The following is a 25,111-nucleotide window of genomic DNA, read 5'->3' as shown; positions in this document are numbered from 1 at the left end:
GCTACAGCAGCCCCTTGCCTTCCAAGTAGGCCTGGGCCACGTCCTCCGGCAAGCGCCGCCAGCTGTCCACCTGCTCGTTCATCGACGCCAAGTCCTCCGTCGTCAGTACAGGATTGAGCCGCCCGAGCGCGGCCGCGACGCCTTCGCTGCCCGCCCGGGAGCGATTGACCACGGGCACGATGTAGTCCGCGTTCTGCAGATTCTTGTCGTCCTCCAGCAACACGAGCCCGAAGTCGTCAAGGGTCGCATCCGTGGACGTGGTCAGGACCATCTGGTCCTGCCCGCCTTGCACGGCCTTCTTCGCCTGCGTCGTACCGACCCCCTTGGGATCGACCCCCGTGATGTCGATCCCGTACACCTTCTTCAACCCCGGTGCGCAGTAAGGGCGTTGCACGCACTCGTCGCCCGCGGCGAGCCGCACCTTCAGCCCCGACTTGCCGAGGTCGCTCAGCGTCTTGAGCCCGTGCTGCTCGGCGTACGACGCGGCGACCGCGAAGGCGTTCTGGTCCACGGCCTTGCCGGGGTCGAGGACGCTGAGGCCGCGCGGGGTCGCGAGGCGGCGCAGGGCCTTCATGGTGGTGTCGAGGTCGGGTGAGCCGACGGGCGTCGCGTCGGCGCCGTTCTTCTTGGCGTTCAGCCAGTCCGCGAAGGTCGCCGCGTACTCGGGGACGACGTCGATCTGGCCGGACTCCAGGGCGGGTTCGTAGAGTTCGCGGTTGGCCACGGAGAGGATCTCCGCACCGTATCCGGCCTTCCTCAGGAGCAGCGCGTACATCTGGGCGAGCAGGTCGGACTCGGTGAAGCCCGCGGAGCCGACGACGAGGTGCCTGCTGTCGCCCGGGGGCGCGGTGACCTCGCCCTGGTTCTCCAGGGAGGGCCCGGTCGCGCAGCCGCTCACGAGGACGAGGAGGGCCGCGGCAAGCCCCGTGCGGCGCCTGGTGAGACCGGTACGTCGCCTCATCCGGCCCTCCCCCGCGCCCGCGCCCACCCTGGCGCGAACCGTTCGGCCACCTCGAAGACGCCCTCGACGAGCAGCGCGAACACCGCGACGAGGACGGCGCCCGCGACGACCTGCGGGGTGCTGGCCAGGTTGAAGCCCGCCGTGATGATCCGGCCGAGCCCGCCGCCGCCCGCGAGCGCGGCGATGGTGGCGGTGGCGACGAGCTGCACGGCGGCGATGCGGACCCCACTGAGCACCAGCGGCAGGGCGAGCGGCAGCTCGACCTTCCACAGCATCTGCCGCCCGGTCATGCCCATGCCCCGCGCCGCGCGCACCACGTCGCGGTCGACGCCGCGCATCCCCACGTACGCGTTGGTGAGCAGCGGCGGCACGGCGAACAGCACGAGGGCGACGACGGTCGGGCCCTCGCCCCACGTGCCGAGCGGGGTGAGGAGCAGCAGGACAAGGACCGCGAAGGTCGGCACCGCGCGCCCGACGTTGGAGATGTTCACGGCGAGCGCGCCGCCCTTGCCGAGGTGGCCGAGGACGAGCGCGATCGGCAGGGCGATGAGGCAGCTGATCAGCAGGCAGACGACGGTGAGGACGAGGTGCTGGGTGAGCCGGTGCCAGATGCCGTCGTCGCCCGCCCAGTGCGCGGAGTCGGTGAGCCAGGCCCAGGCGTCGCCGAGCGTCTTCATGGGCCCACCGCCCTCGACGCCCGCTCCCAGGGGGTCAGGATCCGTTGGACGCCGAGGAGGAGCAGGTCGGCGGCGACGGCGATGACCACGCACAGGACGGAGGCCGTGAGCACCTGCGCCTTGAAGTAGGTGTTCATGCCCGCGTAGATGAGGTTGCCGAGGCCGCCGAAGCCGACGATCGCGCCGACGGTGACCAGCGAGACGGCGGAGACCATGGCGATGCGCAGCCCGGCCATGGCGGCGGGCAGCGCGAGCGGCAGTTCGACGGTGAGCAGCAGCCGGATCGGGCCGTAGCCCATGCCGCGGGCGGCCTGCCGGGTCTCCTCGGGGACGGCGCGCAGACCGGCGAGGATGTTCCGCACGAGCAGGGTGAGCGAGTACAGGACCAGGCCCGCGACGACGAGGGACGCCGAGAGCCCGTACACCGGAAGCAGCAGCGAGAACATCGCGAGCGAGGGGATCGTGTAGAGCACGGTGGTGAGCGCGAGGACGGGGCCCGCGGCCCAGCCCCAGCGGCGGGCGAGCACGGCCAGCGGCACGGCGACGACGAGCGCGATCAGGACGGAGACGGCGGTCAGCTGCAGATGCTGGACGACCGCGTCGATCAGGATCTGGCGGCGGGTGCTCAGATACTCACCGCAGATCCATTCGTTGCGCGCGAGGCAGTCGTCGGGAGGCGCTCTCACCCGTCCATTCAAGTCTCGGGCGCCGGGGGACGGCGCGTTCTGGTGACCCGTACGGGTCCGACCCTGAGACATCCCCCACCTGTCCCGGATATGTGTCAGGCCTGTCCCTGATATGTGTCAGGAATCTTTGACAGGATCTTGGCCACATGTCAGCGTTTCTTGACAGGCGCGAACAGGCGCGAAGGAGAGAGGCCGCGATGGCCGAGGAACCGGCTCTGGAGCCGACGGGCGACGAGCTGCTGAAGGCACTCACCGCCCTGGGCAATCCGCACCGCCTGCGGATCGTCGCGGCGCTCACGGAACGCCGCAACTACGTCAGCGCGCTGGCCCGCGAGATGGGCATGGGCCGGCCGCTGCTGCACATGCACCTGAAGCTGCTCGAAGGGGCGGGCCTCATCATCGGATCGCTCGAAGCGGGAGAGGACGGCAAGATCATGAAGTTCTACGAAGTGGCCCCGTTCCTCTATGAGTTGACTCCTCAGCTCGTCCTCAGAGCGGTCCCGACGCTCACCGACACCCGCAAGAAATCCGTGACATCCGTGAAAGAGGAAGTGAAGTGAACGGACAACTGGTGACGCTGGCCGAGGGCGATTACGTGGGCGATTGGGTCGGCGCCGTCGGCGCCGCCGGCTTCTTCCTCCTGCTGATCGTGATCGTCTGGCAGATCGCCGCCACCTGGCGCGCCAGGATGCTGGCCGCCCGCGAGGAGCAGTACAAGACGCTCGCCGCGAGGTACGCGCAGCTCCTGGAGGACAACGTCGAACTGCACCGGCGCTCCCTGGAGGAGCTGCGGCAGACCCGCGAGGAGCTGGCGCAGACCCGGCACTCGATCGGCTCGATGGAGAAGATGATGCGCGAGATCGAATAGGGGCGAAGGCACACCGTTCGGCCCCGCGAGGCGGTGCGGCCGGGAGCGGCAACTCCCGACCGCACCAGGGGCGAACACACCCGGGGCATCCGTCCCGGACACACATCCACCTCACCGCGGCAGGTCCTCACAACCTCGTCGCCGCGGTGCGGGTCCCGTGCGCCTCGTGCCGGTCGATGCGACCGGCGGCGCGCTCACCTCACAAGGAGACTACTCATGCGTCCGCTGTTCCAGCGCATCGCCCGTGCCCCCTCGGGACGGCGCGCCAAATGGCTCGTGCTCGCCGCCTGGCTGATCCTCGCCGTGGCCCTCGGCCCGCTGGCGGGCAAGCTCGGCGACGTCGAGGACTCCAGCGCCAACGCCTTCCTGCCGCGGGGCGCCGAGTCGGCGCGGGTCAACACGGCCCTTGAGGAGTTCCACGCCGACACGGTCATGCCCGCGGTCGTCGTCTACACCGGCGAGGGCGCCCGCGAGAAGGCGACGGCCGACACGAGCGCCTTCCAGAAGCTCGCCGCGGACGGCGAGCGCGTCAGGCCGCCCGTGCCGTCCGACGACGGCAAGGCCCTCCTCAGGGTCGTACCGCTGGACACCGAGGACGAGATCACGGACACGATCGACGAGCTGCGCCGCATCGCCGACGCGCACGCGCCGCCGGGCGTGGACGTCGAAGTCGGCGGCCCCGCGGGCTCGTTGACCGACCAGGTCGCCGTCTTCGACAGCCTGGACTCGACCCTGATGATCGCCACGGGGGCGGTCGTCGCCGTCCTGCTCCTCCTCACGTACCGCAGCCCGATCCTGTGGCTCTTCCCGCTGCTCTCCGTCGCCTTCGCCGCGGTGCTCACGCAGGTGGGTACGTACGCTCTGGCGAAGTACGCCGGGCTGCCCGTCGATCCGCAGAGCGCGGGCATCCTGATGGTCCTCGTCTTCGGCGTCGGTACGGACTACGCGCTGCTGCTCATCGCCCGCTACCGCGAGGAGTTGCACCGCCACGAGGACCGGCACACGGCGATGCGGATCGCCCTGCGCCGCTCGGGCCCGGCGATCCTCGCGTCGGCGGGCACCATCGCGGTCGGCCTGGCCTGTCTGGCCTTCGCCGACATCAACTCCTCGCGCTCGCTGGGCCTCGTCGGCGCGGTCGGTGTGGTCTGCGCGTTCCTCGCGATGATCACCGTGCTGCCCGCGCTGCTCGTCGTCGCGGGCCGCTGGGTCTTCTGGCCGTTCGTGCCACGGCACGGCACCCCCGCGCGCAAGGAGCGCACGGTCTGGTCGCGCGTCGGGACCACGGTCGCGCACCGTCCCCGCTGGTCGTGGATGATGTCCGTCGCCGTGACCGGCGTCCTGGCACTCAGCGCGACCGGCATCACCCTGGGTCTCACCCAGTCCGAGATGTTCCAGGACAAGCCCGAGTCGGTGACCGCCCAGGAGAGGATCGCCGCCCACTACCCGTCGGGCGCCTCCGACCCCGCCAAGATCGTCACCACCTCCGCCAAGGCCGCGCAGGTCAGGGCGGCCGCCTCCGGCGTCGAGGGAGTGGCCCGGGTCGAACCCGGCGGCGACCGCACGCCCGACGGCCGACTGGCCCAGCTCTCCGTGGTGTTGAAGGACGCCCCGGACAGTCGGGCCGCCAAAAACACCGTCGACGCCCTGCGGGACGCCGTCCACGCGGTCGACGGCGCGGACGCCCTCGTCGGCGGCACCACCGCGCAGACCCTCGACACCCAGCGGGCCGCCGACAGGGACCTGAGCACGGTGATCCCGATCGTCCTGCTCGTCGTACTCGTCGTCCTGATCGGTCTGTTGCGGGCCCTGGTCGCGCCGCTGCTGCTCCTGGCCACGGTCGTCCTGTCGTACTTCGCCGCGCTCGGCACGTCGAACATGCTCTTCGAGCACGTCCTCGGCTTCGCGGGGGTGGACTGGTCGATCCCGCTGATGGGCTTCGTCTTCCTGGTGGCGCTCGGCATCGACTACAACATCTTTCTGATGCACCGCGTGCGCGAGGAGGTCGCGCGCCTGGGCCACACCCGCGGTGTGCTGGAGGGCCTGACGAGCACGGGAGGCGTGATCACCTCCGCGGGCATCGTGCTCGCGGCGACGTTCGCGGTCTTCGCTGGGCTGCCGCTGGTGACCATGGCCCAGATGGGCGTGATCGTCGGCCTCGGCGTCCTGCTGGACACCTTCCTCGTGCGTACGGTCCTGGTGCCCGCCCTCGCCCTGGACCTGGGCCGGTGGTTCTGGTGGCCCGGCAGGCTCTTCGACGCGCTGGGCCGACGGCGCGACGGCGACGGGGCCGACGACCGGGCGCCGTCCGAGCCGCGGACCACGGCACACGAACCGGCGTGAGCCGGGAGGGGGTCGGCGTCAGCCGGCCCCCTCGCGCGTGGGCCGCGCGGGCTGTGCGCGCAGCGCGTCGACGGCGATACGGGCCGCGGTGCCGATGACGGCGTCGGCCGCGGGCAGGACGGCGGCGGTGCTCGCGGCGCGAGTGAAGACCGCGACGGCGTAGCGCCCGCCGTCGGGGTATTCGATGACGCCCACTTCGTTGCGCAGGGTGGGAAGGCTGCCGGTCTTGCCCGCGACGTGCACGTCGTCGAAGGGGAAGCCCGATGCCATCCGGTGCGGCCAGACCTGCAGGCCGAGCAGGCGGCGCATCGCCGCGCCGTGCTCGGGCGTGCAGGCCTCGTCGCGCCAGACGGCGCCGAGCAGCCGGGTCATGTCGCGCGGCGTGCTGCGGTTGGTGCGGGCCGGGTCGAGCGCCCGCAGCCGCGCGATGACGTGCGGATCGGCCAGGGCCTGCGCGCCGCCGGGGCCCGCGTCCTCCTTGACGGTGGCGAGGAGTTCGCTGAAGCCGTGCGTGGCGTGGGTGCGGTCGAGGCCGAGCCGGTCCGTGGTGGCGTTCACGGCATCGAGGCCGACGCGCTCCAGGAGGAGGTCGGCCGCGGTGTTGTCGCTGACGGCCATCATCAGGAAGGCGACGTCGCGCAGGGACATGCGGACGGGGTCGAGCATCGCCGCGAGCCCCGTGGGCCCCGGGGTGCGCCCGTCGGCGGGGCACTCGATCTGCTCGGTGAGGTCCAACTGTCCGGCCGCGGCCTGCTGGTGGAGCGTGAGGAGCAGGCAGAGCTTGTGCACGCTGGCGGTGACGACCGGCTGGTCCGCGCCGTCGTCGAGCTCCGCGCCGGAGTCGATGTCCAGGGCGTGCAGCCGGCCCGTGACGCCCGCCGCGGCGAAGGCCTCGCGCAGGAGGCCGCGGGTGTTGGTCACAGGTAGTACTCCGCCGCCGGGCGCAGATGGACCGGGCGGGAGTTCGCCGGCACGTCGGTGGTCACCGCGGCAGTTTTCCACATGGCGTGCGTGGTCGCCTCGGCGAAGGCGGTGACGGCGGCGTCACTGCGCCCCTGAGGCCAGGCCACCGAGCTGCGCAGGGCCAGGGGCGCACCGGCCAGGGGGCGCCACACGATGTCCGGGTCGTCGCCCGCCGCGTCCGCGGGGCGGGCCTCGCGCGGCCTGAAGGCGACGGAGCCCGCGGAGCGGATCAGGCCGCGGATGAAGCTGGTGCCCTGGCCGTGCCGGATGGCGGCGGGGGTGTAGCCGTTGCGGGCGCAGGTGGTCAGGAGGTCGTCGTGGAGGGCGGGGGCGTTGGCCCGGGGGAAGAGGATCAGGTCGTGGTCGCGCAGGGCGGTGAGCGGGACCTCCGCCAGGGCCGCGGCCGGTGCCTCGCGCGGCAGCAGCACGCCCAGCTCGCGGCGCAGGACCGGGCCGAGTCCGAGGCCCGTGACGTCGCAGGGGTGGTGGATGAGCCCCACGTCCAGGTCGTGCGAGGCGAGGCGGGCGAGCTGTTCGGCGGTGGGGAGTTCGTGCAGCTCCAGTTCCACGCCCTCGTGACGGCGCTGGAACTCCGCGAGGATCTCGGCGACGGTCTCGCCCGCGATGTCGGGCGGCAGCGCGGCGCGCAGCAGGCCCGCGTCGCCGTCCCGGATGCGGCGGCTCGTGGCCATCAGCGCCTCGGCGCGGGCGAGGAGTTCGCGGGCCTCGTCGAGGAGGAGCGTGCCGCCCTTGGTGATGGTCACCTGGCGGCTGTTGCGCTCGAAGAGCCGCACCCCCAGCTCGCGCTCCAGGCGCTGGATGCGCTGAGACAGGGGTGGCTGGGCCGTACCGAGGCGGGCCGCGGCTCGACCGAAATGTGACTCTTCTGCAACAGCCACAAAGCACCTCAGGTGCAGTATCAGGTCCACGAGCAGGAACGATATCCCAGATTGATGATTACGGTGACCATATCCATCTTGGACATCTGCAAGACGGAACTGCTCTCATCAGGCAATGAACAGGACAATGAGGCACATAGCCGTCTTCTGCGGGGTCCTGGTGATGTCCCTGCTGGTGCGCGCCACCTGGGTGCAGTTCGCCAGGAGCGAGGATCTGGCCTCGCACGAGCGCAACCTGCGCGTCAAGATCGACGCGTTCGGTCAGCCGCGGGGCGACATCATCGTCGGCGGCGACCCGATCACCGGGTCCGTGGCGACACCGGGTTCGAACTTCAAGTACAAGCGCGTGTTCAAGAACGGCCCGATGTACGCGCCGATCACCGGCTACTTCTCGCAGGCCCAGGGCTCGACGTTCCTCGAAGGCGTCGAGAACGACGTGCTCAGCGGCAAGGACCGCAGGCTCCTCGGCGGCCCCCTGGACGTACTGACCGGCGAGAAGCCGCGGCCCGGCGACGTCATCACCACCATCGACCCCAAGGCGCAGAAGGCCGCGTACAAGGGCCTCACCGATCTGGACGCCAAGGGCGCGGTGGTCGCCCTCGATCCGCGCAGCGGCAAGATCCTCGCGATGGCGAGCACGCCCTCGTACGACCCGTCGGTGTTCGCCGGCATCTCCCGCAAGGAGAGCGAGGCCTTCCAGAAGCTGGACAAGCGGAAGGACAAGCCGCTCAACAACCGGGCGACGCGCGAGACCTACCCGCCGGGGTCGACCTTCAAGATCCTCACCGCGGCCGCCGCCCTGGAGCACGGCACCATCACCGACATCGACGCCAAGTCCGGTGCCCGCGCCCCCTACCGGCTGCCGCTGAGCACCACCGAGATCGGCAACGTCGTCCCGAACTCCATGTGCGACAAGGTGTCCTTGAAGACCGCCATGCAGTGGTCCTGCAACAACGTCTTCCTCGACGCGGCGCTGAAGACCGGCAAGGACAAGATGCGCGAGACGGCCGAGAAGTTCGGCTTCAACGAAGAGCAGTTCACGCCCGTGCGCTCGGCGGCCAGCACCTACCCGGAGCAGCTGGACAAGCCGCAGACCGCGCTGACCGGCATGGGACAGGGCAGCGTGACGAGCACCCCGCTGCAGATGGCGATGACCGTCGCCGGGCTCGCCAACGACGGCAAGGTGATGAAGCCGTACATGGTGGACGAACTGCGCGGCCCCGACCTGGCGGTGATCGAGAAGTCCGAGCCCGAGGTGCTGAACCAGGCCGTCTCCGCGGACACCGCGAAGAAGGTGCAGGCGATGATGGAGCACACGGTGACCGACGGCACGGCGGACAAGGTGCGGATGGAGGGCGTCACGGTCGGCGGCAAGCCCGGCACCGCCCAGCACGGCGCCGACGTCCGCGACGAGCGGCCGTACGCCTGGTTCGTCTCGTACGCCAAGCAGGCCGACGGCAGCTCGCCCGTCGCGGTCGCCGTCCTGGTCGACCCCGAGGACATGGACATCTCCCGCTCGGAGATCGCGGGCGGCCGGCTCGGAGCGCCGATCGCGAAGGCGGTCATGGAGGCGGTGCTCAAGCGCTGAGCGCTCCGCCGACATTCCGGCGCGCCCGCCGCGGGTGCGGCGTGGCTGGTCGCGCCCGCGCGGCGGAGCCGCACGTGTCCCGGCCCGCGCCGCTTCGGAGCACTGCCGCACCGCACCGGACTCACCAAGCCCCTCTCGGGGCGACGGCGCCCCGCGTGGCAGGGCCGCCCAACTCCCTTGCGCACCGCTCGCATTGCGGCCTCCGCCGCCCGCTCCGAGGTCGACAGCGGCGGGCGCAGACACCATCATGGGTGCGTCATGGAGACTTCGGGTCCGGTGCTTCGTTCTCGGCCGCGCGGCGGCCGGGTACGGCCTGCGTCGCCGACGGCGGCGGCACGGACCGCGGTCCTCTTCCTCGCGGGCACCCTCCTCACCGTCGTCTGTCGGTGGTGGCGGCTCCAACTGGCCCATGGCGTCCCGGTCGACACCGCCCGCCATGGCGTCCTGCGGCGCGTCGGCCGCGAACTCCGCTCGGCGTACGGCGCCTTGGCACGTCTGTTCCGCCCGGCGCGCGGTCCGTTCACGCTTCCGCCGCCGCGTCCGGCCCCGCCCCTTCCCACGGGCCCGGCCCACGCGTCACCGCTCCCGCGTCTCCTCCTCGCGGACGCGCTCGTACGGCGGGGTCCGCCCGCCCATCCGCCGCTCGCCGTCTGAACCGTGCCGAGGCACGGGGACGGGAGCGGCCGCGGCATGCCCGCTTCCGCGCGTTCGCCACCCCAGCCGATGTCGGCGCCGCACCCGTGCCCCGCCCCTGAGGGAGCACGAGGGACGACGGCGCCCAGGAGGGACCCCCATGGCCACCACCATGTCCACGACCGTCGTCATCGGGGCGGGCCCGTACGGCCTGTCCACCGCCGCCCACCTGCGGGCGCGCGGCCTGTCCGTCCGGGTCTTCGGCTCGCCCATGGCGAGCTGGGCCCGTCACATGCCCGCCGGTACGCTCCTCAAGTCGCCGTCCGCCGCCTCCGCCCTCGCCGCGCCGCGCGAGGGCTTCACACTCGACGCCTACTGCCGCGAGGCCGGCGGCGAGCCCCGGCTCGGCGCCCACGACCCGGTGCCCGTGGACCTGTTCATCCGCTACGGCAAGTGGTTCCAGGAGCGTCTTGTGCCCCGCGTCGAGGACGAGAGGGTGGCCGTGGTCGACCGGGTCCCGGACGGCTTCCGCGTCAAGCTCTCCTCGGGCGAGGAGTTCCGGGCCGCCGCCGTGGTCGTGGCCACCGGCCGCTCGGGCTTCGCGCACCTCCCCGAACCGCTCGTCGCGGCCGCGCCCGAGGGCCCCTCCGCGCTGGGCCCGATCTCGCACAGCTCGCAGCACACCGATCCGACGCGGTTCACCGGGCGCCGTGTGACCGTCGTCGGGGCGGGTCAGTCCGCCCTGGAGAGCGCCGCGCTGCTGCGCGAGGCGGGTGCCGACGTCCAGGTGCTCGCACGCGGCGCGGGGGTACGGTTCGGGGCCGCGCCGCCGACCCGTGCGCGCCGCACCCCGGGCCTCCCGGAGGACCGGCCCGGCGGGCTGTACCGCTTCGCCCGCCATGCCGCCGCGTTCCGCCATCTGCCCGCGGCCGCCCGACTCCGGCTCGTCCAGCGCGTGTTGGGACCGCGCGGTGCGTGGTGGCTCAAGGCGCGGCTCGAGGACCGGGTGCCCGTCCTCGCGCAGCGGTCCATCACCGCGGCCGATGCGTACGCGGACGGCGTCACCCTGCGGACCACGGCGGCGGACGGGAGCCAGGACACCGTCGAGACCGACCACGTCCTTGCCGCCACGGGCTACCGCGTCGACGTCGAAGCCCTGGACTTCCTCTCCCCCGAGCTCCAGGCGTCGCTGTCCAGGACCGGCGGATCTCCGCTCCTGGACAAGGGGTTCGCCTCCAGCGTGCCGGGCCTGTACTTCACCGGCGCATCGGCGGCGGCGACCTTCGGGCCCCTGCTGCGCTTCGTCTGCGGGACCCGGTTCGCGTCACCGCGTGTGACCTCATCGGTGGCCGCGCACTGCGACGACTGAAGCCCACCGGTACGCCGGTTCAGCGCGGCACGAGCAGCGCCACCAGCCGCTCCGTCTGCTCGCACGGGTCCGGCGCGCCGGCCCAGCCGGTCATCAGGAGGTGGTGGACGGTGCCGACCAGCGCGAGCGCCGTCGCCGCCGTATCGGTGCCCTGCGCGAGGCGCCCGAGCTCCACCTCGGCGTCCAGATAGGCGGTGAGCGCGTCCTGGATCGCGCCGAAGCCCGGCGCGCCCTCGGCCATCGCGTCGCGGATGCGCTGCGAGGTGCCGTTGCTGGTCATGGCGAGGCCGACGATCCGAGGGTCGAGGGAGTCCAGGAGGCCGAGCGCGACCGCGGCCAGGTTCTCCGCCACGGTGCCGAGGCCCGCCCTCCCCGGCAGCCCCTGGGCGTCGGCCGCGGCGCGCGCGAACCGGTCGAGCACCAGCTCGGCGACGAACGCGTCCACACCGCCGAAGTGCGTGTGCAGCACGCCCTTGGCGCAGTCCGCCTCGGCGGTGACGGCCCTGCTGGTCAGGGCCGCGACGCCGTCGCGGGCGACGATCCGCTCCGCGGCGCCGAAGAGCCGCTCGCGCAGGTCGGGGATCGCAACTCCACGGGGTGACATGGGCTTCTCCTGGGGCGAGTGCACGGACAGAACAGGTCTACGCACAGGGCGAGTTCACGGGTTCACCCATTCCACCATTGCCAGAATGGGCACTCGCCCATACTGTTTGGGCGAGCGCCCATTCTATCCCGCGGGCGCCTTGACCACGCAGGGGGTACAGCGTGCCGAAGATCGTCAACACCGAGCAGGCCCAGGCATGGAACGGTTACGAGGGAGAACACTGGGCCGACAACCAGGACCGCTGGGACGCGGTCAACGCCGGCTTCAACTCCCCACTCCTGGAGGCCGCTTCGATCGGGGAGAACGACCACGTCCTGGACGTCGGCTGCGGGGCGGGGCAGACCACCCGGCTCGCCGCGCGCCGGGCGATCGGCGGCCACGCCCTGGGGCTCGACCTGTCCGCTCCCATGCTGGCGCGCGCCCGCAGGACCGCCGAGCAGGAGGGCCTGTGCAACATCTCCTTCGAGCAGGGCGACGCCCAGGTACACACCTTGGCACCGGCCTCGCGCGACATCGCGATCAGCCGCTACGGCGTGCTGTTCTTCACGGATCCCGTGGCCGGCTTCGGGAACATCCTGCGGGCGCTGCGGCCCGGCGGGCGGGCCGCGTTCATCTGCGGTGCGTACCCCGAGGACAACGAATGGCTCCAGGCGTTCGCGGCGCTGCGCGACATCCTTCCCGTCGGAGGCTTCGGCGAGCCCGGCGGGCCCGGCATGTTCTCGCTCGCGGACGTCGACAGGACCCGCGGGGTGCTGGTCGCCGCCGGGTTCGGGCACGTCCGGGCGGCGCGTGTGGAGACGTACGGAGTGTGGGGGCGGGACGCGGCCGACGCCGCCGACTTCCTCCTCGGCTCCGGCCCCGGACACCATCTGACCGGCCAGGTGGCACCCGAGGTCGAGGACCGGGCCCGCCGACGCCTGACGGAGCATCTGCGCCCTCACGAGGCGGACGGCACGCTGCGGCTGCGCAGCACGGCCCTGCTGGTGACCGCCGTCCGGCCGTGACACCGGCCGAGGCATCGCGTAGCCCCGCCCGTAAATCGCGTAGCCCCGCCCGCAAATACGGTGAGCGAAGATCGCGTGGGCGGCAGACTCCCCCCCATGACCGGATCAGACCTCAAGGCCGACCTCCAGATCTACCTCCAAGACGCACGCGACGTACTGCTCCGGAAGCTGGAGGGCCTCTCGGAGTTCGACATACGCCGCCCCCTGACACCGACAGGCACCAATCTGCTCGGCCTGGTCAAGCACGTGACCAGCGCGGATGCGCTGTACTTCGGCGCCACCTTCGGGCGGCCGTTCGACGCGCCCGGCCTGTGGATCACGGGGGACGCGGAGACGAACTCCGACCTGTGGGCGAGGGCCGACGAGTCCCGGGAGCGAATCGTCGGCCTCTACCACTCGGTGTGGACCCACTCGGACACGACGATCGACGCACTGGAGCTCGACGCCGTCGGCCGGCTGCCGACGGACGAGCAACCCGAGTTCACTCTGCACCGCATCCTCGTACACATGATCGCCGAAACGCAGCGCCATGCCGGACATGCCGATGTCGTACGGGAGTTGATCGACGGGACCACCGGATTGCGGGACGGCAGCGACAACATGCCGCCCCGCGACGCGGCGTGGTGGCGGGACCATCGCGACCGGGTGGAGCGCGCGGCGAGGCAGGCCGGTGCCTGACGGCCGCCGACGACCGGCGCGCGCGGAAGAACAGTCGCGCGCGCCGGTCGCACCGTTTCCCTGAGGTTCCCTCAGATCTTCTCAGGCCACGGCGGGTTGGACCTCAGGAGCCGTGCCGCTCAGGCGCCCCGCACGGTGCAGTGCGTACAGGGATCCCGCGCAGGCCAGGCCGAGGACGAGCAGCGCGAGCCAGGGCAGTGCCGACATGCCGGCCTCGCGCGCCGCGTCGAGGGAGGCACCCGTGAGCAGATTGCCCAAGGTGATGCCGACGCCGCAGATGGTGTTGTAGAAGCCGTAGTGCGTGGCGACGAGGCGGTCCCCCGAGAGCTGGACGATGGTGTCCATCTCGAAGGGGTACGCGATCATCGTGCCCAGGGCGAGCAGCAGCGCCGCCAGCATCGGCGGGACCGCGGCAAGCAGCCAGCGCCCCGCTCCCCCGTCGGGCACGGGCACCGCCGTCGCCGCGAGCAGCGGCACGAACGCCAGACCCATCGTCAACAACCCCCAGGCCAAGGCCGATCCCGCCGTCAGCCGCTCCTTGCACCGGGCGGTCACGCGGGTCTGCGCGAGGATCGTGGTGAGCCCCGACACGGCGAAGAGCAGGGCAACGGCCACGGTGCCGAACCGCCCGCCGCCGCCCAGGCGTTTCACCTCCAGCGGCAGCGCCAGATACACCTGGAAGGTCAGGACGTACGAGCCGATCATGGCCGTCGAGAAGAGCAGGAACGGCCGGTTGCCTACGACGCTGCGCCACTGCGCGAGGATCCCCTGCCCGGCGCCCTTGCCACGGTCCTCCGCGTCGTTCCCCCTGCGGGCGGGCAGCGACCGGATCTGCACGACGCTCAGCAGCGCGAAGACGGCCGCCGCGACGACGCAGGTGATCCTGAAGTCGACCCCCGTCAGGAGCATGCCCACCAGCGGGCCGAGCAGGATGCCCGCCTGGTAGAAGACGTTGAACAGCGCGAAGGCCTCCACGCGGCGCTCCCCCGCGTCGGCGGCGAGATAGGCCCGCACCGCGGGGTTGAACAGCGCTCCCGCGAAGCCGGCGGCCGCCGAGGCGACGATCAGCGCGAGGACCGAGTCGACGAGTCCGAGCGTCGCGAAGCCGACGGTGCGCAGGACGCATCCGGCGACGATCAGCGGCTTGTAGCCGAACCGGTCGGCGAGGGTGCCGCCGACGAGGAACATGCCCTGCTGGCTGAAGTTCCGCACGCCGAGGACGAGTCCGACGAGCCAGCCCGCGAGGCCCAGGGTGCCGGACAGGTGCTGCGCCAGATACGGCATCAGCATGTAGAAGCCGAGGTTGATGGTGAACTGATTGATCAGGAGCAGCTGGACGCTCCGGTCGTAGGACCGCAGCTGCGTGAGGGTCGTCTTCACCGCGCCTCACCCTCGACGTCCGCGCCCCCGGGCAGGGCGAGCATCGGATCGTGGACGGTCGAGCAGCGGGTCCAGCGGGTGACCTCCTTCTCGTCGGGGCGGCCCACCACGTCCGGCTCGGGCGCCGGGGGCAGGTCCAACAGGCCGTGCCGGGCGCAGAATTCGTCGTCGTACACCGTTTCCAGATAGCGCTGGGGCCCGTCGGGGAAGACCGCGACGATGCGTGTGTCCCGGGGCAGCGTCCGGGCGAGCCAGCCCGCCACGAGCGCGACAGCGCCGACGCTCCAGCCACCGGTCGCGTAGTGGGAGGTGGCCAACTGCCTGCAGGCCCAGACGGATTCGGCGGGCGAGACCCAGTGCACCTCGCTGAAGTTCTCGTACGCGACGTTGCGCGGGTAGATGCTCGACCCCAGGCCGCGCATGAGCCTGGTCCTCGCGGGCTGGCCGAAGATGGTCGAGCCGACGGTGTCCACGCCGACCAGGCTCAGTTCGGGGTAGAGCTGCCGCAGGACCCGGGAGATGCCCGCGGAGTGCCCGCCGGTGCCGACGCTGCACACGAGGACGTCGATGTGGCCGATCTGCGCGGCGAGTTCGAGGGCGAGCGGGGTGTAGGCGGTGACGTTGTCGGGGTTGTTGTACTGGTCGGGGCACCACGAGCCGGGGTGTTCCGCGAGGAGTTCGGCGACGCGGTCGCGGCGGGCCTGCTGCCAGCCTCCCGTCGGGTGCGGCTCGGGCACCATGTCGACGGTGGCTCCGTAGGCGGCGAGCAGCCGGATCATGGAGGCTTCCAGGCCGGGGTCGGTGACCAGGGTGACGGGGTGCCGGTGAACCGTTCCGGCCAGTGCGAGACCGAGGCCGAGGGTGCCGCTCGTCGACTCGACGATGCGGCAGCCGGGCTTCACGTCACCGCGGGCGCGGGCGCGTTCGACCATGTGCAGTGCGGGGCGGTCCTTGATGCCGCCGGGGTTGAAGCCCTCCAGCTTGGCCCAGAAGCCCCGTCCGGGCGGGGTGAAGGGCCGGGAGACGTGCAGAACAGGTGTGTTGCCGACGAGGCCGGGCAGGGTGGACCCGGCAGGGATGAAGTCGTGCGCGGTGGGAGAGTTCATCTCTTTCGCTTCTTCGCTCTCGGTCGGTGTGGACGCATGGGGACGCTCGTCTCGCGCGCCGCCGGGAGGGCGCGGCGCGCGGCGGTCCGGCAGAGGGCGCCGGCCGCTGGGCGGCTCCTATATGCGCCATCGACAGAGAGAGTTGAGGGCAGACCGTCCTCCGCCGGGAACCGCCTTCGGTGCGGTGCTCGCTGTGCGGAGCACGGGGGTGTCCACCGGGTCCGTCGGCGACTCCGACGTCACGGCGGCCACGAGCGGAAGGACACGGGCCGACGACTGGACGGCGGCCTCGGGGCCGGGCTCATGGCAGTGGTCCGGGGAGGCAGGCGCGTCGAGAACCACGCGCTGCCCCCCGTGAATCTCTGCAGGTGCGTGGAGGCCGCCACTGAGGCATGTGAGCAGCATGAGCAGCAAGATGTGCAACGCGGCATGAAGACACAGGCGAGGCAGCACAGAACCTCCGCGCGGTGAGGGGTGTGGTGAGCAGTGCGGTACCGCCAACCGCCCCCGCGCCGCGCTCACATGCGGCGCCGTGCGCGGGAGGTCGGACGCGATGAACCCGCCGACGGCGCGGAGCCGGGCCCGGACATGACTCCGGGTCGGTCAACCACCGCTGGAATTGGGCAAGTTCAGATAAGAGCTCGGAGAAACATTCGGAGAAGAGCTCGGAGAACAGCTCCGACGTCGACCTAGATGCGCAGGATCGTGCAATCCGCGGCGTGCGCTATCGGGACCACGAAGTCCCGTCCGGCCCGATGCGAGGCGCCCGTCAGCGCGGGCGCCCCGTCGCGCCGGTTCGAGTCGAGCGGGGAGAGGCAGGGCGTGTCCACATCGGGGCCTTGCGGGGGCTGCCCGAGGGCGCACTCCTCGACGGCGTGCTGCCGGTGGTCGTGGTGATGCCCGCCCGGAGCGTGCAGCCCGCCCGGCTCCCCGGCCACAGCGCTCTCGGCGACGAGGTGACGGCCCGTGACATCCGGGTCGGCCACGTGCGTGAACACCAGGCAGAAGACGAACAGACCCAACCCCACAACCCGGCACAGAACCGCTGTCGAGCGGCTCCGCCGTGTACCGGGAGGAGACCAGGCCGTAATCACGCCGTGATACTAACCCGATCTCGCGGACCCCGACATCCCGACCCACAAGAACACAGCGTGAACAAGCCACCCACGCACACCCTCACCATGAACCGCCCCTCAACTCCCCTTGCCCACAGGGCAGTCACCCGAGATGCGAACACTCAACCGAAGGCACAGCCCGAACACCTGCCGGAGCAGCACCAGCTCGACGGAGCCGAGCCCGCCGACCTTGGAGCAGGAGCCGGACGCACCACCGGAAGCGATCTGCTTGATCATGAGTTCCATGGGCCACAGCATACCCCTTGGGGGTATTGACCATTCAGGGTCGGGCCCTTCGGCTTCCCTGGGCCGTCCCGCGGGGCCGGGCGGCGGTCACAGCGGGAACCCCGCGCCGAGGGTGTCGTACGGATCCAGGGTGAACCGGTGCTCGCCGGTGCGGTGGGTGGTACCGGTGACGTCGGTGACGAGGCCGTCCGCCGCGCTCACCGAAGGGACGACCCGGCCGGTGAACACCGTTCCCACGATGGACTCGTGAGTCAGCGTCAGGTCGAGTCCGTCCCCCAGGCGCCCCTCGTCCGCGAGCAGGGCGAGCCGGGCCGAGGTACCGGAGCCGCAGGGCGAGCGGTCGATCTGCCCGTCGGCGAACACCGTGACGTTGCGCTGGCGCGGCCCGTCGGGGGAGTCGGGGAGGTCCTCGTGAAAGATCACGCCGTAGACGCCCGAGAGGAGCGGCCCGTCCGGATGCCGGGTGGCGGGGTGGGCGCCCAGGGCGGCGCGGATCTCCCCGCCGGCCGCGAGCAGCGCGGGCAGCGAGGCCCGGTCGACGGTCAGCCCCAGATCGCGCACGGCGACCGAGGCGTAGCAGGCACCGGCGTACGCGATGTCGACGCCCACCGCGCCGAGGCCGGTGGTCACGGGCACCCCGCGGGCGGTGACACGGGCCGGGACGTTGCGGAAGGTCACGCCGCTGGTGCGGCCCGCGACGCGGTGCACGGTCGCGGTGACGCGCCCCGACGGCACGTCGATGCGGACCTGGACGTCCCCTTCGTCGGGGGCGACGACGAGCCCCGAGTCGACCGCCCACGCGCCGAGGGCCATCGTGCCGTGGCCGCAGGCGGTCGAGTAGCCGTCCTTGTGCCAGAACAGCACGCCCAGATGGGCGCCGTCGTCGTCCGGCGGAACGACGAACCCGCCGTACATGCCCGCGTGCCCGCGCGGCTCCTGGACCAGGAACCTGCGTACGTCGTCGACGGGTCCGGGGCGCGGGGCGGTGCCGGACCCGCCGGGCCCGATGACGGTGGCGCGCCGCTCGGCCACGCCGTCCCCGGGGATCGGCGGCAGCCCGGCGGCGGCCGTGTCGACGATGCGGAAGGGCTCACCTCCGGCGTGGTAGTCGACGGTGCGGATGGCCATGGGGGCGGGTTCGGTGGCGGCGAGGGTCGTCATGCGTCAGTAATATGTCACACACTTCTGATGCCGCCCAACCGGAACACCGCCAAGTACCGGTCGGTGAGGGAGAGTTGGGCGGTCGCCAGCAAGCAGCCATCCTGTCTCGCACTACGACACGAAGCCGCGGGTGATGTGCGTCCCCGCCCCGACGTTCTCGGCCCGGTAGCCCGACTCCCCCACACAGTCGCTGTACTCGTAGTTGGCCCGCGACGTGCCGGTCAGGCCGCCCGCGTCGGTGGAGGTGGGGCCACCGAAGACGACGTCGGACCTGGGCATCTCGGCGCAGCCGGGAATCCCCGCGTAGTACTCGACGAACCCGCCCTGGGAACCCCGCATGTTGCCGCTGCCCGCGGGCAGCGTCCAGGTCCCCAGGTGGGTCTCCTTGCCGCTGACCGTGTCCCGCGCCGTCCCGGTCCAGGTGTCGCTGCCGCCGCGCTCCACCGTGATGTCGTAGCGGTGGCCGTACACGGCGTCGAAGTCCACGGCACAGGTCACGCCGGGCCCGCCGTCCGCACCCTCGTGACAGAGCGGGTCGGAGGTCTTGGTCCCCGCGACGAAGCTGGAGAAACGGGCGGACAGCCTTTCCCTTCCGCCGCTGTTCGCGCGGGGCTGGAGGCCGGTGTATCCGACGTCCGGGGCGTTGGTGAAGCCGAACTGCTGGGCGAAGTAGATCCCGCTCTTGTGGGCGGTCGCGGGGTTCACGGTGATGGGGAAGGTGAGGTCGGTCAGCCCGGCGGACGGGGCGCCCGCCACCTGCCAGCTCACCGAGACGTTGCCGCCCCCGACGTCCGCGGACGCGGATTGCGACGTGACCATGACAAGCACTGCTGCCGCGGCGACCGCGGCGCATCGACGAAGGACCGGGAAGGACATGTGCCGTTCCTCTCTGGGGGGTCTCACGCGCCTCGCTGGAGCCGACTCCCTGGAGCGGCGCTCAGGACCGCGTGGCTCAGAACCGGTTGGCTCAGGACTGGTGGCTCAGGACTGGTGGCTCAGGACTGTTTCGTCCAGGACTGGTTGTACGCACACCGAAGGAGCCCCGCCATGGACGAACGCGCGGGCGGGCTTGGACTCTTCACGTCCACGGCCGTCCCGCGGCCGTCCACCGGCCGGGGCTCCTTCAGGGGTTGTACGTCACTCCTGCGCGAGGGCGTCCAGCGGATTCATGGCGGCCGCCCTGCGGGCCGGCAGCGCCGCCGCAACCACGCCGACCACCAGCGACACCAGGCACACGCCGAGCAGCGTCCCCCAGGGCAGCGCCAACGCGTACTGCTCCACCGCGCCGCCCGCGAGTGCGCCGACCGCCCATGCCCCGAAAAGACCGACCGCCAGGCCGAGAAGCGTGCCGAAGGCGGCGACGGTCACCGCCTCCAGGCGGATCATCCGCCGGATTCCCGCGCGGTCCATGCCGATGGCGCGCAGCATGCCGAGCTCGCGCGTCCGCTCCGAGACCGACATGGCCAGGGTGTTCACGATGCCGAGCACACTGATCACGACGCCGATGGCGAGCAGCCCGTACATCAGGGTCAGCAGTCCGCCCATCGTGCCCGCGGCCTCGCGGACGAGCTCCTCCCGGTCCTGCACCTTGAGCAGCGGGCTCCTGCCCACGGCCGTACGCAGCCGCTCCTCGGTGGCCGTCGAGAGCGAGCCGTCCTCGGTACGGACGAGGATCCGCTGGACGGAGCCCGGCTCGAAGCTGTGCCGCCGCACCTCGCTCAGGGCACCCAGCGCGTCATGGGCGGTGGGGTTGTCCTGGTAGACGCCCACGACGGTGTACCGCGCGAAGTCCTCGTCCCCGCCCACGCCCATACGGGCGTTGAGCTTGTCACCCGTACGCACCCCCTGTTCCCGGGCGAGGGTGCTCGAGACGGCGATCCTGCCCGGCCCGAGGTCGTCGAGGGAGCCGCTGACGAAGTCGAGCTTCATGGTGGCGCCCGCGGTGTCCGGGTCGACACCGGTGAGGTCCCGCACCATGCCACCGGTGAACAGCGTGGTGTCCGTGACGGCGGCCGCGGTCCGTACCCCCGGGGTCTCGGCGACCCGGCGCACGGCGGCGGGGTCGATGCCGGTCGTGGTGGAGCGGGTGCCGATGACGTACTCGGCGCCGAGGCCGGCCGCGGCCTGACGGTCGAGCGCCCGCCCGGTGGAGTTGCCGATGACGGCGAGCCCGGCGACCAGTGCCGTGCTGATCAGCAGGGTGGCGGCGGTGGCCGCCGTACGCCGCGGGTCGCGCAGCGCGTTCTCCCGCGCGAGACGTCCTGCGACACCGAACCGGCTCGTGAGCCGCCCGGTCAGCCGGATCACCGGGGAGGACAGCAGCGGCGCGAGGACGATCACGGCGACGACGAGGACGGCGCAGCCGAGCATCGCGTTCCGCAGGTTCTCCTCCGAGGCGTCCTTCGCCCCGGTGAGCGACACCAGCAGACCGGCGCCGAGCACGAGCAGGGCGCATCCCACCGCGCCACGGATCCTGGACCGGCCGGTGGAGGGCGGCTGTTCGGCCGTGCGCAGCGCCTCGACCGGCGCGATCCTCGCCGCTCTGCGGGACGGCAGCCACGCGGCGAGCACGGTGACGCCCACGCCCACGACGAGCGCCGCCACGACGGGTCCCGGGCCGATCACCAGGGGCCCGTCGGGCTGCGGATCGGCGTCGGTGCCGAGGACGTCGGGCAGTACGGAGGCGATGCCGAGGCCGAGCAGGAACCCCGCCACCGACGCGGCGAGGCCGACCAGGAGGGCTTCGAGGAGGACGGAGCGGACCACCTGACGGCGCGAGGCGCCGATCGCCCGCAGCAGGGCTATCTCGCGGGTGCGCCGCGTCACGAGCATCGTGAAGGTGTTGATGATGAGGAACGAGCCGATGAACAGCGCGACTCCGGCGAAGACCGTCGCCATCTTGGCGTTGCCCCGGGTCAGGGTGTCGACGAGGACGGACTGCTGCTGGGCCTGGGCGGTGCCGGTCGTGGCCTCGGCCCGGTCGGCGGGGAGCACCGCGGCGACCCGTTCGGCGAGCTCGGACTCGGCGGTGCCGGGCGCGGCCGACAGGTCGATCCCGGTGTAGTGCCCGGGGGACGCGAAGAGCCGCTGGGCCGTGGCCTTGTCGAACAGGACGAGGGTGCCGCCCGCGGTCACCCGGGTGTCCTCGGTGGAGACGATGCCCACGAGCCGCTTGGTCATGACCGGCCCTTCGGTGGCCACCGTGACCTTGTCGCCGAGGCGGAAGCCACCGGCGGCCGCGGTGCCCCTGTCCACGGCGATCTCGCCGCCGTCACGCGGGGCACGGCCATCGAGCAGCGGATGGCGGCTGTCCTTGCCGTCCTTGCCGGGTACGTACGCGGATCCCTGGTGCGCCCATGCGTCGTCGGCCCGCATCGGGGTGCCGTCCGCGTCGTTCAGGACGGCCGAGCCGTCGGCGGTCGGACGCACGGCAAAGACGCCGGGCACACCGGCGAGCTTGTGCGCGAGCGCGTCGTCGAGCACTCCGGCGCGCCGGTCGGGGGCGGCGCCCGGCGGGGGGTCCTTCGGGGTCACGGTGACGGCGATGTCCGCGAAACTCTTCGACGCGGCGGCGCGCTGGGCGGCCGCGGAGGAGTCCATGAAGACGAGGGTGCCGGAGACGAAGGCGACGCCCAGACAGACCGCGAGAACGGTCATGACCAGGCGGGCCTTGTGCGCGAGCACGTTGCGCAGGGCGGTACGGAACATGGGGATACGGGTCCTGGGGTGGTGGGCTCGATGGATACGGGCGGCCGGGTCAGCTCGTGCGGGCCCCGCTGTCGTACTCCTTCATCCGGTCGAGGACCCGGTCCGGGGTGGGCCGGGCCATCTCGTCGACCAGGCGGCCGTCGGAGAGGAAGACGACGCGGTCTGCGTAGCCCGCGGCGACGGGGTCGTGGGTGACCATGACCACCGTCTGGCCCAACTCGCGTACGGAGTCGCGCAGGAAGCCGAGGACTTCGGCGCCCGCTCGGGAGTCGAGGTTGCCGGTCGGCTCGTCGCCGAAGACGATCGCCGGGCGTGAGACCAGGGCGCGGGCCACGGCGACGCGCTGCTGCTGCCCGCCGGACAGCTGCGCGGGCCGGTGGCCGAGGCGCTGGGAGAGGCCGACCATGGACACCACGTGGTCGAGCCACTGCCGGTCGGGGCGGCGCCCCGCGATGGTCAGCGGCAGCGTGATGTTCTCCAGGGCGGTCAGCGTCGGCATCAGGTTGAACGCCTGGAAGACGAAGCCGATCCGGTCGCGGCGCAGCGCGGTGAGCCGCCGGTCGTCGAGCGTGCCCAGCTCGGTGGTGCCGATGCGCACGGAACCGGAGCTGAAGGAGTCGAGCCCCGCGGCGCAGTGCATCAGCGTGGACTTGCCGCACCCGGAAGGACCCATGATCGCGGTGAACTCGCCCTCCCGGAAGGAGACGCTGACGCGGTCCAGGGCCACGACGCGGGTGTCTCCGCTTCCGTAGACCTTCGAGAGGTCGGTGACGGCTGCCGCGATGCCGGTCGGGTGCGGCGTGAACGTGTCCAGGGGTGGGGCGGTCACGAGGACTCCTCTTCGGAGGGCTTCGGGTGCGATGGCCGTCCGCGTCCGCTGATGTGGACGGCGCACACCAAAGGTGTCCGGAGGAGGTATCAGGACCTGAGCGGCGATGTATCGGCGACCGCTTCGCCTCGTATCGGTTCTGCGTACGAGGCGTACAAGGCATACGAGGTGTACGGGGCGTATGGGGTGTACGAGCTGTACGAGGTGTACGAGGTCTATGAGTCCTACGTAGCTGCCGGGCCGTCAGTCCGGCAGCCGCAGAGTGGCGACCGCGCCGCCGTCCGGGGCGTTGTCCAGGCGCAGTTCGGCGCCGAGGAGCCGTGCCTGGCCCAGGGCGATGGTCAGTCCGAGGCCGTGCCCCGAGCCGCGCTCCTTCGCGCCCGTGTGGAACCGGCGCGGTCCCTCGCGCAGCAGGTCCTGGGGGAAGCCGGGGCCGTGGTCGCGCACGACGACCGTGCGGCCCTCGACGGTGACCCGCACCGGGACGGCCCCGTGCCGGTGGGCGTTGACGACGAGGTTGCCGACGATCCGCTCGAGGCGGCGCGGGTCGGTCTCCACGGTCGGCGCGTCGGTGTCGGTGACGGTGACGTCGGTGTCGAAGCCGGTGCGTGCCACGGCCTCCAAGACGACCGCGTCGAGCGGGACACGGGCATGGGCCGGCTGTTCGGCGCCCGCGTCGAGGCGGGAGATCTCCAGGAGGTCCTCGACCAGACCGCGCAGATCGCGCACCCGGGCCCGCAGCAGGTCCTCGGTCTCGCCGGGCGGCAGCAGGTCGGCGGCGGCGAGCAGGCCGCCGACAGGGGTACGCAGCTCATGGGCCACGTCCGCCGTGAACTGCCGCTCGGTGCGCAGCCGTCGGCCCAGGCTGTCCGCCATGAGGTCGACGGTGGCGGCGATCTCGGCCACCTCGTCGCGCCCCTTGGTGGGGCCGGTCCGCGCGTCCAGGTCCCCCGCGGAGATCCGCTCCGCCGTCTCCGAGACCCGCCGCAGCCTGCGGCCGAGCAGCCCGGCTCCGTAGACCGCGAGGGGCACGGCCGCCGCGAGGGCGGCGAGCGAGGCCACCGCCATGGTCGCGTCGAGCCGGCGCAGCGTGGAGCGCATCGGGCCCTCGTTGAGCGACACGGCGAGGACCTGGCTGTCCGGCCCGGCGACCCGTTGGGCGGCCCAGGCGGTCGGGCCCACCCCGTACGTGTCGACGGAGTCGTCGTAGGCGGTGTGCCGCTCGCCGTCGGTCGGGGCGCGCAGGGAGGCGGGCAGATCGGCGGGGTCGAGTTCGGCGCCGCCGACGAGGGTGCCGGTGCGCCGGTAGACGTCCATGGCCTCGTACAGCGTGTTCGTCACCTGCATCTCGCTCCGGGAGCGGATGTCCGATGCGGTCCACACGTGCACCAGGACGCCCACCGCGAGCGCGACCATGCAGGCCGTGGCCGCGGCCAGCGCGGCGATCTTCCAGCGCAGGGGCACGCGGACCGGCCGCGGCCGAGTGAGGCGGCGCACCGGCCTCAGCGCCTGAACTTGTAGCCGAAGCCGCGGACCGTCTCGATCCGGTCGCGGCCCAGCTTCTTGCGCAGCCGCTGCACGCACAGGTCCACGACGCGGCTGTCGCCGTCCCAGCCGTAGTCCCACACGTCCCGCAGCAGGGTGTGCCGTTCCAGTACGACACCCGGGCGGGCGGCGAACGCGAGGAGCAGCTTCAGCTCGGTCGGGGTCAGTGCCACCGGTCTGCCGGAGAGGGTCACCTCCATGCCGCCGGTGTCGATGGCCAGGTCGCCGAAGACCAGCACGTCCTCGTCGGGCGCCTGCGCCCCTTCGGCCGTGTCCTGTCCGGGGCCCGGGGCGGGCGCGTAGGAGGCCCGCCTCAGCAGCGAACGGATGCGGGCCACGAGGACCCCGGTCTCCACGGGCTTGACCACGTAGTCGTCCGCGCCCGCCTCCAGACCGGCCACGACGTCGACCCCGTCGCCGCGTGCGGACATCATGAGGACGGGCACCAGGCTGGTCTCCCGGACCCTGCGGCACAGGCCGATCCCGTCGAGGCCGGGCAGCATCACGTCCAGGATCAGCAGGTCGAAGCTCTCCTCGCGGAAGAGTTCGAGGCCCGCGAGCCCGTCGGGCGCGGTCCTCATCTCGTACCCGTACCGCTCCAGGGAGACGCCGAAGGACCGGCGCATCAGGTCGTCGTCCTCCACCAGCAGCACGCGCACGGGCAGCGGGGAGGCCGGAGCCGGTTTCAGGTCGCCTTCCATGCGAAGGACGATATGCCAGACATCGGCCGAGGCGGCGCAGCCGATGAGCG

Annotated in this window: 24 protein-coding genes; 8 read left to right on the top strand and 16 right to left on the bottom strand. The window is 72.0% G+C overall.

The features are described from left to right. Position 1 precedes the first annotated feature (1 nt). From AB0B50_RS26300 to AB0B50_RS26290, 3 genes are read right to left on the bottom strand one after another with little or no spacing between them, the layout of a single operon-like run. A complete protein-coding gene (locus AB0B50_RS26300) occupies positions 2 to 961 on the bottom strand; it encodes an ABC transporter substrate-binding protein (protein ID WP_362336663.1) in 960 nt (319 codons plus the stop codon). Then, complete coding sequence (locus AB0B50_RS26295; protein ID WP_362336660.1) at positions 958 to 1,638, bottom strand: ABC transporter permease; 681 nt, start codon at positions 1,636 to 1,638, stop codon at positions 958 to 960. Before AB0B50_RS26295 ends, AB0B50_RS26300 begins: the two co-directional genes overlap by 4 nt. Further along, positions 1,635 to 2,324 carry an ABC transporter permease gene (locus AB0B50_RS26290; protein WP_362336656.1) on the bottom strand — a complete coding sequence of 230 codons (690 nt, stop codon included), beginning with the start codon at positions 2,322 to 2,324 and terminating at the stop codon, positions 1,635 to 1,637. The genes AB0B50_RS26295 and AB0B50_RS26290 overlap by 4 nt, the downstream gene beginning before the upstream one ends. A gap of 197 nt (positions 2,325 to 2,521) precedes the next feature. Here AB0B50_RS26290 and AB0B50_RS26285 point away from each other — a divergent pair, with 197 nt between their 5' ends. From AB0B50_RS26285 to AB0B50_RS26275, 3 genes are all read left to right on the top strand, one after another. Further along, positions 2,522 to 2,884, top strand: a complete 363-nt coding sequence (locus tag AB0B50_RS26285) for a winged helix-turn-helix domain-containing protein (protein ID WP_362336653.1) — start codon at positions 2,522 to 2,524, stop codon at positions 2,882 to 2,884. Next, positions 2,881 to 3,192, top strand: coding sequence for a hypothetical protein (locus AB0B50_RS26280; protein WP_362336650.1), 312 nt, complete (start codon positions 2,881 to 2,883; stop codon positions 3,190 to 3,192). The genes AB0B50_RS26285 and AB0B50_RS26280 overlap by 4 nt, the downstream gene beginning before the upstream one ends. 216 nt (positions 3,193 to 3,408) lie before the next feature. Further along, positions 3,409 to 5,532: an MMPL family transporter gene (locus AB0B50_RS26275; protein WP_362336647.1), complete on the top strand. Its 2,124-nt coding sequence runs from the start codon at positions 3,409 to 3,411 to the stop codon at positions 5,530 to 5,532. A gap of 18 nt (positions 5,533 to 5,550) precedes the next feature. Here the strand turns inward: AB0B50_RS26275 and AB0B50_RS26270 are convergent, their stop codons facing one another. Next, positions 5,551 to 6,453, bottom strand: a complete 903-nt coding sequence (locus AB0B50_RS26270; RefSeq protein ID WP_362336644.1) for a serine hydrolase — start codon at positions 6,451 to 6,453, stop codon at positions 5,551 to 5,553. After that, positions 6,450 to 7,394 carry a LysR family transcriptional regulator gene (locus tag AB0B50_RS26265; RefSeq protein ID WP_362336641.1) on the bottom strand — a complete coding sequence of 315 codons (945 nt, stop codon included), beginning with the start codon at positions 7,392 to 7,394 and terminating at the stop codon, positions 6,450 to 6,452. Before AB0B50_RS26265 ends, AB0B50_RS26270 begins: the two co-directional genes overlap by 4 nt. 115 nt (positions 7,395 to 7,509) lie before the next feature. On the opposite strand from AB0B50_RS26265, the gene AB0B50_RS26260 reads away from it, so the two are divergent. The 3 genes from AB0B50_RS26260 to AB0B50_RS26250 all read left to right on the top strand — a co-directional run bounded on the left by AB0B50_RS26260 (position 7,510) and on the right by AB0B50_RS26250 (position 10,984). Beyond that, a complete protein-coding gene (locus AB0B50_RS26260) occupies positions 7,510 to 8,982 on the top strand; it encodes a penicillin-binding protein 2 (RefSeq protein ID WP_362336638.1) in 1,473 nt (490 codons plus the stop codon). A gap of 258 nt (positions 8,983 to 9,240) precedes the next feature. Next, the gene (locus AB0B50_RS26255) at positions 9,241 to 9,636 is read left to right on the top strand and encodes a hypothetical protein (RefSeq protein WP_362336636.1); all 396 of its coding nucleotides are present in this window, start codon (positions 9,241 to 9,243) and stop codon (positions 9,634 to 9,636) included. 139 nt (positions 9,637 to 9,775) lie between these two features. After that, positions 9,776 to 10,984, top strand: a complete 1,209-nt coding sequence (locus tag AB0B50_RS26250) for an NAD(P)-binding domain-containing protein (protein WP_362336633.1) — start codon at positions 9,776 to 9,778, stop codon at positions 10,982 to 10,984. A 19-nt stretch (positions 10,985 to 11,003) separates the two neighbouring features. Here AB0B50_RS26250 and AB0B50_RS26245 read toward each other — a convergent pair whose 3' ends face one another. Continuing rightward, the gene (locus AB0B50_RS26245; protein ID WP_362336631.1) at positions 11,004 to 11,588 is read right to left on the bottom strand and encodes a TetR/AcrR family transcriptional regulator; all 585 of its coding nucleotides are present in this window, start codon (positions 11,586 to 11,588) and stop codon (positions 11,004 to 11,006) included. 161 nt (positions 11,589 to 11,749) lie between these two features. Here AB0B50_RS26245 and AB0B50_RS26240 point away from each other — a divergent pair, with 161 nt between their 5' ends. Next, the gene (locus AB0B50_RS26240; RefSeq protein WP_362336628.1) at positions 11,750 to 12,592 is read left to right on the top strand and encodes a methyltransferase domain-containing protein; all 843 of its coding nucleotides are present in this window, start codon (positions 11,750 to 11,752) and stop codon (positions 12,590 to 12,592) included. A gap of 96 nt (positions 12,593 to 12,688) precedes the next feature. After that, positions 12,689 to 13,270, top strand: a complete 582-nt coding sequence (locus AB0B50_RS26235; RefSeq protein WP_362336625.1) for a DinB family protein — start codon at positions 12,689 to 12,691, stop codon at positions 13,268 to 13,270. 81 nt (positions 13,271 to 13,351) lie between these two features. On the opposite strand, the gene AB0B50_RS26230 is transcribed toward AB0B50_RS26235, so the two are convergent. From AB0B50_RS26230 to cseB, 10 genes are all read right to left on the bottom strand, one after another. After that, positions 13,352 to 14,650 (bottom strand): MFS transporter, encoded by a 1,299-nt coding sequence (locus tag AB0B50_RS26230; protein WP_362336622.1) that lies wholly within the window; start codon positions 14,648 to 14,650, stop codon positions 13,352 to 13,354. Then, positions 14,647 to 15,756: a PLP-dependent cysteine synthase family protein gene (locus AB0B50_RS26225; RefSeq protein WP_362336619.1), complete on the bottom strand. Its 1,110-nt coding sequence runs from the start codon at positions 15,754 to 15,756 to the stop codon at positions 14,647 to 14,649. The genes AB0B50_RS26230 and AB0B50_RS26225 overlap by 4 nt, the downstream gene beginning before the upstream one ends. A 689-nt stretch (positions 15,757 to 16,445) precedes the next feature. After that, positions 16,446 to 16,778 (bottom strand): hypothetical protein, encoded by a 333-nt coding sequence (locus AB0B50_RS26220; RefSeq protein WP_362336617.1) that lies wholly within the window; start codon positions 16,776 to 16,778, stop codon positions 16,446 to 16,448. A 171-nt stretch (positions 16,779 to 16,949) separates the two neighbouring features. Beyond that, a complete protein-coding gene (locus AB0B50_RS26215) occupies positions 16,950 to 17,117 on the bottom strand; it encodes a hypothetical protein (protein WP_362336614.1) in 168 nt (55 codons plus the stop codon). A gap of 87 nt (positions 17,118 to 17,204) precedes the next feature. Further along, a complete protein-coding gene (locus AB0B50_RS26210; protein WP_362336611.1) occupies positions 17,205 to 18,278 on the bottom strand; it encodes a proline racemase family protein in 1,074 nt (357 codons plus the stop codon). Between the two features lie 111 nt (positions 18,279 to 18,389). Then, positions 18,390 to 19,097 carry a hypothetical protein gene (locus AB0B50_RS26205; RefSeq protein ID WP_362336608.1) on the bottom strand — a complete coding sequence of 236 codons (708 nt, stop codon included), beginning with the start codon at positions 19,095 to 19,097 and terminating at the stop codon, positions 18,390 to 18,392. A 318-nt stretch (positions 19,098 to 19,415) separates the two neighbouring features. After that, a complete protein-coding gene (locus AB0B50_RS26200) occupies positions 19,416 to 21,986 on the bottom strand; it encodes an FtsX-like permease family protein (protein ID WP_362336605.1) in 2,571 nt (856 codons plus the stop codon). Positions 21,987 to 22,035: 49 nt separating this feature from the next. Then, positions 22,036 to 22,800, bottom strand: coding sequence for an ABC transporter ATP-binding protein (locus tag AB0B50_RS26195; protein ID WP_362336873.1), 765 nt, complete (start codon positions 22,798 to 22,800; stop codon positions 22,036 to 22,038). Between the two features lie 258 nt (positions 22,801 to 23,058). Then, on the bottom strand, positions 23,059 to 24,312 hold the full coding sequence (locus AB0B50_RS26190) for a HAMP domain-containing sensor histidine kinase (protein ID WP_362336602.1): 1,254 nt from the start codon (positions 24,310 to 24,312) through the stop codon (positions 23,059 to 23,061). Between the two features lie 5 nt (positions 24,313 to 24,317). Then, positions 24,318 to 25,061: a two-component system response regulator CseB gene (gene cseB / locus AB0B50_RS26185; RefSeq protein WP_362336599.1), complete on the bottom strand. Its 744-nt coding sequence runs from the start codon at positions 25,059 to 25,061 to the stop codon at positions 24,318 to 24,320. Positions 25,062 to 25,111: the final 50 nt, after the last annotated feature.

Source organism: Streptomyces sp. NPDC041068 (genome assembly GCF_040647455.1).
Classification (GTDB): Bacteria; Actinomycetota; Actinomycetes; order Streptomycetales; family Streptomycetaceae; genus Streptomyces.
This window is presented reverse-complemented; position numbering and strand designations above follow the sequence as displayed.